At 69.4% G+C, this 10,367-nt stretch carries 6 protein-coding genes, 1 tRNA gene, 1 other RNA gene and 1 pseudogene; 8 read left to right on the top strand and 1 reads right to left on the bottom strand.

Annotated elements, in window-relative coordinates; translation table 11 throughout:
• From NBG84_RS22160 to NBG84_RS22145, 4 genes and pseudogenes are all read left to right on the top strand, one after another.
• A pseudogene (locus tag NBG84_RS22160) lies at positions 1 to 452 on the top strand (hypothetical protein); the annotation flags it as partial.
• A 286-nt stretch (positions 453 to 738) separates the two neighbouring features.
• Complete coding sequence (locus NBG84_RS22155; RefSeq protein WP_250921297.1) at positions 739 to 2,121, top strand: DNA primase family protein; 1,383 nt, start codon at positions 739 to 741, stop codon at positions 2,119 to 2,121.
• A gap of 230 nt (positions 2,122 to 2,351) precedes the next feature.
• A complete protein-coding gene (locus NBG84_RS22150; RefSeq protein WP_425608678.1) occupies positions 2,352 to 2,597 on the top strand; it encodes a helix-turn-helix domain-containing protein in 246 nt (81 codons plus the stop codon).
• 9 nt (positions 2,598 to 2,606) lie between these two features.
• On the top strand, positions 2,607 to 3,866 hold the full coding sequence (locus NBG84_RS22145; protein WP_250921296.1) for a tyrosine-type recombinase/integrase: 1,260 nt from the start codon (positions 2,607 to 2,609) through the stop codon (positions 3,864 to 3,866).
• Positions 3,867 to 3,943: 77 nt separating this feature from the next.
• Here NBG84_RS22145 and NBG84_RS22140 read toward each other — a convergent pair.
• Positions 3,944 to 4,031: transfer RNA gene (locus tag NBG84_RS22140), tRNA-Ser, on the bottom strand.
• Positions 4,032 to 4,103: 72 nt separating this feature from the next.
• Between NBG84_RS22140 and ffs the strand changes: the two genes are divergently transcribed.
• The 4 genes from ffs to NBG84_RS22120 all read left to right on the top strand — a co-directional run bounded on the left by ffs (position 4,104) and on the right by NBG84_RS22120 (position 10,257).
• An RNA gene (gene ffs / locus NBG84_RS22135) (signal recognition particle sRNA small type) lies at positions 4,104 to 4,202 on the top strand.
• Between the two features lie 61 nt (positions 4,203 to 4,263).
• Entirely contained in the window at positions 4,264 to 6,480 is a 2,217-nt protein-coding gene (locus tag NBG84_RS22130; protein ID WP_250921295.1) for a DNA polymerase III subunit gamma and tau, read from the top strand.
• Positions 6,481 to 6,539: 59 nt separating this feature from the next.
• Positions 6,540 to 7,793 (top strand): phosphoribosylamine--glycine ligase, encoded by a 1,254-nt coding sequence (gene purD, locus NBG84_RS22125; protein ID WP_250921294.1) that lies wholly within the window; start codon positions 6,540 to 6,542, stop codon positions 7,791 to 7,793.
• 787 nt (positions 7,794 to 8,580) lie between these two features.
• Entirely contained in the window at positions 8,581 to 10,257 is a 1,677-nt protein-coding gene (locus NBG84_RS22120; protein ID WP_250921293.1) for a M48 family metalloprotease, read from the top strand.
• Positions 10,258 to 10,367 lie beyond the last annotated feature (110 nt).

Genomic DNA, 10,367 nt, shown 5'->3' with positions numbered 1-10,367 from the left:
GATCTTGTCGGCACCAAGCTGCCCAAACTGCCGCACTCATAGGCATTTTCAATGACGCTCAACACACAGGGTCGTACGAGATCATTCACGACGCGCCCCCGGCCCCCCTCCCCACGTGGCTTGGTGACCTCCTCACCCCGCCGCCCGCACCCGCCCCCGTGCCCGTAGCTGTTCTCCGCTCCCGCATTGGGAAAGCAGACCGGTACGCGACCGCCGCTCTCAACGGCGAGATCGCCAAGGTCACTGCCGCCGCAACCGGCACCCAGAACACGACGTTGTACAACGCGGCCTACGCCCTCGGCAGGCTCATCGCGGCGGGAACCCTCACCGAGCACGACGTCACCAGCGCTCTCACCGAAGCGGCCCTGCCCAAGGGACTGGCACCCTCCCGCATCACAGCCAGCATCCGTGACGGCATCCGCCGCTCCGCCCAGTCAGGAGCAGCCGCGTGATCGGTCCCCTGTCCGCAACCGTGGGCGCCTCGAAAGACGTCGCCGTAGGCGTCCTTTCATCTGTTCGCCCTGACCCGCACCCGACCCCTGACGGGCGGCGGCCGATCGCCTGGCTCACCATCCGTGCTCCCGGTCGCGGGGCCACCCCGACCGCCGCCAGCTGGTGCGCGTGCGGACGTGACCGCAGCGCCATCGGGCACGGACGCGTACTCGCCCTGATCACCGACCACACCGAGCACCGCGACTTGTGCCCGCTCCGTTGGGATCAGGAAGGACGGGCCGCAGCGTGACTGCTTCGGAGGAACTTCCCGCACCCTCGCACCCCATGGCCGTGGCACGCCGTTTGCTGCCTGATTGGCAGACTGCGGATGGGCAGCTGATGTACAGGCGCTGGCGTGCGTCCTGGATGCGCTGGAATGGCACTTGTTGGCGAGAGATCGACGAAGCCCAGGTGCGTGCGGCGATGTACGCGCGTCTTGAGTACGCCATCTATCGGACACCGACCAAGGATGGCGAGACCGAGGAACGCGACTGGGCACCCACTAAGCCGAAGATCAGCAATCTTCTGGATGCCCTCAGCGCTATCACCCTGCTGCCGACCGACACCGACGCTCCCGCGTGGCTGGACGGTACCGGCGCGAGTGAGACGGACGGTGGTCCGATCGTCGCGTGCGAGAACGGCCTGCTCCGCATCCGGGACCGCGCTCTGCTGCCGCACACCCCCGGGTTCTTCAACCTCGTATCCGTCCCCTTCGCCTACGATCCGGCCGCCACGGCGCCGGAATGGGAACAGTTCCTGTCCGAGGTCTGGCCCGACGACTCCGACGCGATCACCGCACTTCAGGAGTGGTTCGGCTACATCCTGTCCGGCCGCACCGACCTCCAGAAGATCCTGCTCATGGTCGGTCCTTCCCGCTCTGGCAAGGGGACGATCGCGCGGGTGCTGAAAGCGCTGGTCGGCAAGGAGAACCTGGCCGGGCCGACGCTTGCCGGATTGGGCACGAACTTCGGACTGTCGACCCTGGTCGGGAAGTCGCTGGCAGTCATCTCCGACGCACGGCTGTCCGGGAACGACAACAGCCAGGTCGTGGAACGCCTGCTCACGATCTCCGGTGACGACACGATCGACGTTGACCGCAAGTACCGCGAGCAATGGACCGGCAAGCTGCCCTCCCGTCTGATGATCCTGTCCAACGAACTCCCCCACTTCGGGGACTCCTCCGGGGTCATCGCCAACCGATTCATCCTGCTCAGCATGCGGGTGTCCTGGCTGGGCCGGGAAGACCCCACCCTCACCGACCGCCTCATCGCCGAGATGCCCGGCATCCTCAACTGGGCCCTGGAAGGACTCGCCCGCCTCCAGCGCACACGCCGGATCACCGAACCCGCCTCCAGCCGTGACGCCGTCACCACCATGCGCGACACAGCATCCCCCACCAGCGCGTTCGTCCGCGAACGGTGCACCACAGGCCCGACCTGCACTGTTCCGGTCGATCACCTGTGGACCGTCTGGCGGGAATGGGCCGAGGACAACGGCGTCCGAGCCGGAACCAAACAGGTCTTCGGCCGCAACCTGCTGTCCGTGATTCCGCAGCTCAACCGCTCCCGCCCCCGCGGCCCTTCGGGCGAACGGACCGCCCTCTACAACGGCATCGCCGTCAGCGGTTGAGCCCACAATCCGCCAGGTCGCGGCCCATCGCGACCCACCACCCCTGACCTGCGGTTCTTACCGCACCACGCTGCGGCCCATCGCGGCCCATGCCCCGAGCAGGGTGGGCCGCAATGGGCCGCACAAGCGCGGGATGAAACCGCAGGTCACAGCCTTGGGCCGCGATGGGCCGCGACCCACAGCATTGTGACGCCAACCACACCCAAGAACCCCGCAGAGGAGTCCCAGCCGTGGCACTCGTCCAGATGCGCAAGGCCGGCGCGAGCCGCGCCGACTTCGATCCCTCCCTTCTCGCCGTGACGGTGGAGGAAGCCGCCCGCCGCCTGAGCATCGGCCGCACCACGATGTACGGCCTGATCCGCGACGGAGCTGTCCGGACGGTTCCCTTCGGCCGTAGCCGACGGGTTCCCGTTCAAGTGCTCATCGACTACCTGACCCAGAACACGCAGAACAGCAACAACCACGTAGCCGCATAGGGAGCCTCAATGACCAAGCGGGCCAAGCGTCCTGATGGGGCGTCGTCCATCTATCTCGGCAGTGACGGCTACTGGCACGGTCGCGTGACCGTGGGCATCCGTGATGACGGCAAGCCGGACCGGCGCCACGTCATGAGCAAGATCGGCGAAGGGGAGGTGATCAAGAAAGTCCGGGCCCTGGAAAAGCAGCGGGACGAAGGCAAGGTCCGAAAGCCCGGACGGTCGTGGACTGTGGAGGCATGGCTGCTGCACTGGGTGGAGGAGATCGCCAAGCCGTCGGTGCGAGAGAACACGTACGCCGGTTACGAGGTGGCGGTGCGGGTGCACCTCGTGCCTGGTGTGGGGGCTCACCGGCTCGACAAGCTGGAGCCGGAGCACCTGGAGCGCTTCTACGGTCGGATGTTGGCCAACGGCAGCAAGCCCGCCACCGCACATCAGACGCACCGCACGATCCGTACGGCACTGAACCATGCCATGCGCCGCGGCCACGTCACTGGGAACGTTGCCACTCTCGCGGTGCCTCCAAGGATCGAGGAAGAGGAGGTGGAGCCGTACGACATCGAGGAGGTGCAGCGGCTCCTTATCGAGGCCGCGAAGCTCCGGAACAGCGCCCGATGGTCCATCGCGCTCGCACTGGGGCTGAGGCAGGGGGAAGCACTCGGGCTGCGGTGGGCGGACCTCGATACCGCAAGCGGAGTTCTGCGGGTCAGGAAGAACCGGCTGCGGCCGAAGTACCTGCACGGCTGCGGCGGCGACTGCGGCACCAAGCCGGGTTACTGCAAGAAGCGGGTCCGAAAGAACGAGGACACGGCCAATACGAAGTCGCGCGCCGGCCGACGCGTCATCGGGGTCCCTGACGAACTGGGGAGACTGCTGGAGCTCCACCGCAGAGAGCAGGCGCGCGAGCGAGCGATCGCGGGGGAGGACTGGCGCGAATCTGGGTTCGTCTTCACTTCCCCTGTGGGCGCGCCCTTGGTGCCGAGCACGGACTACGACACCTGGAAGCGGCTCCTCGCTGACGCAAAAGTCCGGGACGGGCGCCTGCACGATGCCCGGCACACCGCAGCGACGGTTCTGCTCATCCTCGGAGTACCCGAACGGGTCGTGATGCAGATCATGGGCTGGTCGTCCACGGCCATGGCGGCCCGGTACCAGCACGTGACGGGCGGCATCCTCGCTGACGTCGCACAGCGGGTCGGCGGGCTCATCTGGGAGGTAGCCAAAGACCTGGACGAGAGCGGCCCGGAAGGCGCCGAAGGGTCTCGTTGAGACTGTAGATGAGACTACAAACGCGAAGGGCCCCGTCTTGCGACGGGGCCCTTCAACGTTAGTGCCCGGTGAGGCACTGGCGGAGGATACGAGATTCGAACTCGTGAGGGGTTGCCCCCAACACGCTTTCCAAGCGTGCGCCCTAGGCCACTAGGCGAATCCTCCGCGGCAAACAATACAAGACGCCGGGGGATGCTCGCGAACTCGTTCGCACCCCTCGTCATCAGGTACCCTGAGCGCAGCCCCTCACGTGGCGCTATCTGACTGAACTCCCCCAGGGCCGGAAGGCAGCAAGGGTAGGTTGGCTCTGGCGGGTGCGTGGGGGGCGCTTGCGTTGGTGGGGGAGGTTGGAGCGGGTGGGCTCCGGTTGTCAGTGGGCCCCGATAACCTCGTAGGTGTGTCGTCCCTTGCGCTGTATCGCCGCTATCGTCCCGAGTCCTTCGCCGAGGTCATCGGGCAGGAGCATGTCACTGACCCGTTGCAGCAGGCCCTGCGGAACAACCGGGTCAATCACGCGTACCTGTTCAGCGGGCCGCGGGGCTGTGGCAAGACGACCAGCGCGCGCATCCTGGCCCGCTGTCTGAACTGCGAGCAGGGGCCGACGCCGCAGCCGTGCGGTAAGTGCCAGTCCTGTCAGGACCTCGCGAGAAACGGGCCGGGGTCGATCGATGTCATCGAGATCGACGCCGCTTCCCATGGTGGTGTGGACGACGCCCGTGACCTTCGGGAGAAGGCGTTCTTCGGTCCGGCCAGCAGCCGGTACAAGATCTACATCATCGACGAGGCCCACATGGTCACGCCGCAGGGATTCAACGCCCTGCTGAAGGTCGTTGAGGAGCCGCCCGAGCACCTCAAGTTCATCTTCGCGACGACTGAGCCCGAGAAGGTCATCGGCACCATTCGTTCGCGTACGCACCACTACCCCTTCCGGCTGGTGCCCCCCGGGACCCTTCGCGACTATCTCGGTGAGGTCTGCGGCAAGGAGGGCATCCCCGTCGCCGAAGGCGTGCTGCCCCTCGTCGTGCGGGCGGGAGCCGGGTCCGTGCGGGATTCGATGTCCGTGATGGATCAGCTTCTCGCCGGGGCCACCGAGGAGGGTGTGACCTATGCCATGGCCACCGGTCTCCTCGGTTACACGGACGGTTCGCTGCTCGACGCCGTCGTGGATGCCTTTGCCTCGGGTGACGGGGCCGCCGCGTTCGAGGTGGTCGACCGCATCATCGAGGGTGGCAACGACCCGCGGCGCTTCGTTGCCGACCTGCTGGAGCGGCTGCGCGACCTGGTGATCCTCGCCGCTGTGCCCGACGCGGGGGAGAAGGGCCTGATCGATGCCCCGGTGGATGTGGTTTCGCGGATGGAGGCCCAGGCATCCGTCTTCGGCGCCGCCGAGTTGAGCCGGGCCGCGGATCTGGTGAACACCGGTCTCACCGAGATGCGCGGGGCCACCTCCCCGAGGCTGCAACTGGAGCTGATCTGTGCGCGGGTGCTGCTGCCCGCCGCGTACGACGATGAGCGTTCCACCCAGGCCAGGCTCGACAAGTTGGAGCGCGGGATGGCGTTCTCGGCTGGCGGGCCCGCAGGCGCGCCTCCCATGGGGTACATCCCCGGTCCCCAGGTCCAGGCGCATATGCCCGGGCCTGACGGCCCCGTTGGTTCGCATCCCGGTGCCGCTCCGGGAGTCGCACCCCAGCCAGCGGCGCCCGCTACTCACGCCGCGCCGGCTGCACCTGCCGCACCCCCCGCGCATTCCGTAGCACCGCCGGCCGCGGCCCCCGCTGAACCACAGCCCGCCCAGGCCCCAGCGGCCGCCGGACCGCGGCCCGGTGCCTGGCCCACCGCGTCCGCTCCCGGGCAGGGACCCCGGTCCCCCGCGCCCACCCCGCAGCCGCAGGCACCCACCCCCGCGGCAGCACCACCCCAGGCCCCCGCTCCCGCCATGGGGCAGGGCGCCGGTCAGGTGCGAAACATGTGGCCCGAGATCCTGGAGGTGGTGAAGAACCGCCGCCGTTTCACCTGGATTCTCCTCAGCCAGAACGCGCAGGTGGCGGGCTTTGACGGCACCACCCTCCAACTGGGTTTCATCAATGCCGGTGCCAGGGACAACTTCGCCAGCAGCGGCAGCGAGGAAGTGCTGCGCCAAGCCCTCGCCGAGCAGTTCCAGGTCCAGTGGAAGATCGAAGCGATCGTCGACCCCTCGGGGGGTACGGGAGGACCCGGTTCATCCGGACCGAGCGGGGGACCGGGGTACGGCGGCGGTCGGCCCCCGCAGTCCTCGACGACTCAGACCTCCTACAACCCCGGGCCGGCCGAATCCCGGCCCGGGCCCGCCTCGCAGCCCCCAGCGCCGAGCGCTCAGCACCACCAGCCGTCCTCGGGACCGTCCGGACAGTCGGGGCAGCCACCTCACGCCGCTCCGTCGGGCCCCTCTCGCTCCCCTTCTTCCGAGCCCCCGCGCGCCGCCCCCGTACCGGTGCACTCACCGCCCCCGGTCTCCCCCGAGGACGATGTGCCCGAAGACGACGACCCGGATCTGGTGGACTCCGCGCTCTCCGGCCATGACCTCATCGTCCGTGAGCTGGGAGCCACCGTCGTGGAGGAATACACAAACGAATAGGGCCGCCCGCTTCGGACGCCCGTACAGGACCACCGTCCACGGCGGTTAGGCTGACGGACGTGAAGGTCCTTGTCATCGGCGGCGGCGCCCGCGAACATGCCCTGTGCCGCTCTCTCTCCCTCGACCCCGACGTCACCGCTGTGCACTGCGCGCCCGGAAACGCCGGCATCGGCGAGATCGCGGAGCTGCACCCGGTCGACGCCCTTGATGGCGACGCCGTCGCCGAGCTGGCCGCCGCATTGGAGGTCGGACTCGTCGTCGTCGGCCCGGAGGCGCCGCTCGTCGCCGGAGTCGCCGATGCCGTACGCACCGTCGGCATCCCCTGCTTCGGTCCCTCGCGCGAGGCCGCCGAGCTGGAGGGTTCCAAGGCGTTCGCCAAGGACGTGATGGCCGCGGCCGGAGTTCCCACGGCCCGTAGCTACGTCTGCACGAACGCCGAGGAGATCGACCACGCGCTGGACGCCTTCGGTCCTCCCTATGTGGTGAAGGACGACGGTCTCGCCGCCGGCAAGGGCGTGGTCGTCACATCCGATCTGGCCGCCGCCCGGGAGCACGCCATCGCCTGCGCCGGCCGAGTCGTCATCGAGGAGTTCCTCGACGGTCCCGAGGTCTCCCTCTTCGCCATCACCGATGGCAACACCGTGCTGCCCCTGACCCCCGCCCAGGACTTCAAGCGCGCCCTGGACGGCGACGAAGGCCCCAACACCGGTGGAATGGGTGCCTACTCCCCACTCCCTTGGGCCGACCCCAAGCTTGTCGACGAGGTCATGACCACCGTCCTCCAGCCGACCGTCGACGAAATGCGCCGCCGCGGTACGCCGTTCTCGGGGCTGCTCTACGCGGGGCTGGCGATCACCTCGCGCGGCGTGCGGGTCATCGAGTTCAATGCCCGCTTCGGTGACCCCGAGACCCAGGTCGTCCTGGCCCGACTGCGCACCCCGCTGGCGAGTGTGCTGTTGAACGCGGCCAGGGGAACCCTGATCGATGAGCCCCCGCTGCGCTGGCACGACGAGGCCGCCGTGACCGTGGTCATCGCCTCCCACAACTACCCCGGCACTCCGCGCACCGGCGACCCCATCGAGGGGCTGGACGAGGTCGCGGCACAGGATGCGCCTCATGCGTACGTTCTGCACGCCGGCACCAAGCAGGACGGCGACGCGGTCCTGAGCGCGGGCGGACGCGTGCTGTCGATCACCGCGACCGGGAAGGACCTGCGCGAGGCGCGGGAGCGCGCCTACCGTGCGGTGGACCGCATTCGGCTCGATGGGGCCCAGTACCGGACCGATATCGCGCATACGGTGGCCGAGGGCTAGGCCGAGAGTCACCAAGCCGGTCGTTGTGGAGGCGGCGCCGCCCCTTTGGGCGCTGCCGTATCGCAGAGGTGGGCCGACAACGGCCCGAGGACCTGGGGCCCTCACCCGGCGTTCGGTCGGCTGAAGCTCCCGGGCAGGGTGTATGCGCCTCGCGCCGGGAGCTTGACGTTTCTGCCCCTCCGGGCTCATGCGTGGGGCTTCGCCCGGAACCGAGCGGTTGAGATCACGAGAGCTGGGTGGGCCCTCAGGGATCATCCCCGGTGACACCGAAGCCCCCCGTCCCGCACGCCCCACCGGCTACCGGCACTGAAGCGAGCCGCGGGTGCGACCGTGCCGCCCGGCGTTCCCCAACCTGCCCCGTCCCGCCCTGCCGTTCCCCACCTGCCCCGTCCCGCCCTGCCGTTCCCCACCTGCCCCGTCCCGCCGCGCGAGAACAGGTTCCGACCCCGCACGGTGTGGGCAGGAGCGGTGCGGAAGGGCTTTCCGCGCCGAGGGCCGAGCGGGGGATGGCGGGGAGGCCGGGTGCTGAATGGGGACGAAGGCCTCAGCGGCCAGGTCCACCCGGTCCTGGAGTGAACCCAGAGCCCCGTTCACCCGTCCTCACCTTTGCCCAAGGCCATTCCATTGAGTGACGACTGAGCCATCTGGATGACGTCCGCCGACGCCCCAACTATGGTGCGGCCCAGGCGTTCGGGCACTTGGCTCATCGGCATTGCGATGTCAGTGGCGGGTGTCACAGTGGGGGAGTGACCTTCACCGTCGCAGGGCAGAGGGGGTGAGCACCGGCGTGTCCAGTACCGGCATTGGCGAGTCGATCGGCTCGCAGGCCGCGCGTTTGCGCGCGCTCGCCGTGCTGCGCATCCGCAGCAGGGCACTGGCGGTCGCCCTGCTGCCCGCAGCGGTGGCGGTCGTGTTGTTCGCGGGTGGTGTGACCGGCCATATGAGCGGAGGCGGCTGGGACTCAGCGCGCTGGGCCGTGTCGGCTTGTGCGTTGGTCGTGCTGCTGGTCACCGTGGTGGTGGCCGCCGTGATCGTGCGGGCCAAGCCCGCCCTCAGCCCCACCGTGGAGATCTCGGAGCGCTCCGCCCCGGATCTCTACCGACTGGTCAGGGATCTCGCCGAGCGCCTTGAGGTGCCCGCGCCCTCCACCGTGGCTCTCACTCCCGACTGCGACAGCTGGCTTGAGGATCGCACCCACCCCGCGCACGCCGTGCCCAGGGCGATGGGGCCGAAGGCCGGTAGACGACGGTCGGGGGAGGCCCCGGTGCTCGTGATCGGCTCACCCTTCCTCTGGTGGATGCGGGTTGCCGAGCTGAGGGCCGTGCTCGCCCCGGTGGTCGCCGGGACCGCGTCCTCGGCGCAACCCGACATAGCCGCGGCCCGGCGGTTCGTCCGGGGGCTTGACGCGGCGGTCGCGCTGGCGTCCGACTCCGGTCAGCGACCTGGGCGATTCGGGCCTCTGCGGCAGTTGCGCAGGGTGCCGCTCGTGCTCGTCGGCCAGATCGCCAGACTGCTGCTGCGCGGCTGTCAGACACATGCCGGGGAGATGGAGCGCGGAGTCGCCGCAGCCGCGTCCGAGCGGGCGCAGGCGGTGGACTACGGTCTGCGGATCGTCGCCCAGGAGCAGGTGGGGCTGGCCTATGCGGGGTGGGACCGGCTGCTGACCCGCGTCGCGCTGCCGGCCTGGCGGATGGGCCGCTGGCCATCCCGTCTGGATGCCGGTGTTGTCTCCGCGCTCACCGAGCTCTCCCGCCGCGACCGCTTGGCCGAGGGGTTCGCCTCGCGACTCGGTGAGCGTCCCGCCTGCGATCTCCTGGAGGAGCCGGGCACCATCGACGAGGCAGCCTCCCTGCTGGCCGCCCGCCTCTTCCACGGTGGCCCCGCCGAGACGGGTGCCGGCTGGTCCCCGGTGGGTTGGCAGCAGTATCCGGAGGAGGTGGTGGACCGCAAGTGGCGTACCGAGGCCGCCCGGCTCCACCGGGTTCTCGACGATCTTGGAGTGCCACCGTCAGAGGGCCCTCACGGTCCGACGCTCGCGCGGGTCATCGCCCATCTGGGGCGACCCGCGCCAGAGGTGGGAGAGAACCTCGCGGCCGGCATCAGCGCCGAGGTCGCTCGTGAGGAGGCGGCGGCGAGCGTTCCCGTCGTCAGGAGTCAGGGAGACGCCCTGAACGGCTGGGGAGCCGATCCGCTGCCCCTGTTCCCCCTGCAGCCACCTCGTACCGGGCGGGAGTTGCTGGCGGACCATGTCACCGCGATGGTCTGCTGTGCCGCTGTTGACACGGCCGGTGCGGCCCCCGGCCTCGACTGGCTCGACGGGCCCGCGCTGCTGATAGGTGGCGCGCGTTCGGCCGATCTGATGTCACCGGTCCTCAGCCTTACCGAGGACGGCGATGCGGGCCCGCTGCGTGCCTGGCTCACCAAGACGGGTGTGCGCCCGGAGAAGCCCGTCCGGCTCGTCTAAGGCGCTCCGGGCCCGGGATGCTCCAACCGCCCGCGGACCCCCGCCCCCTTCCCTCACTCCTCGCGCCCCCACCCGCTCCTCGCGCCCCCACCGCCGTGCGGCCCGGTGGG

The organism is Streptomyces albipurpureus, from assembly GCF_023701525.1.
GTDB lineage: Bacteria > Actinomycetota > Actinomycetes > Streptomycetales > Streptomycetaceae > Streptomyces > Streptomyces albipurpureus.
This window is presented reverse-complemented; position numbering and strand designations above follow the sequence as displayed.

Excerpts from the sequence above, each read along its gene's own strand:
- NBG84_RS22145 (WP_250921296.1), top strand. The coding sequence starts at position 2,607 with ATGACCAAGCGGGCCAAGCGTCCTGATGGGGCGTCGTCCATCTATCTC.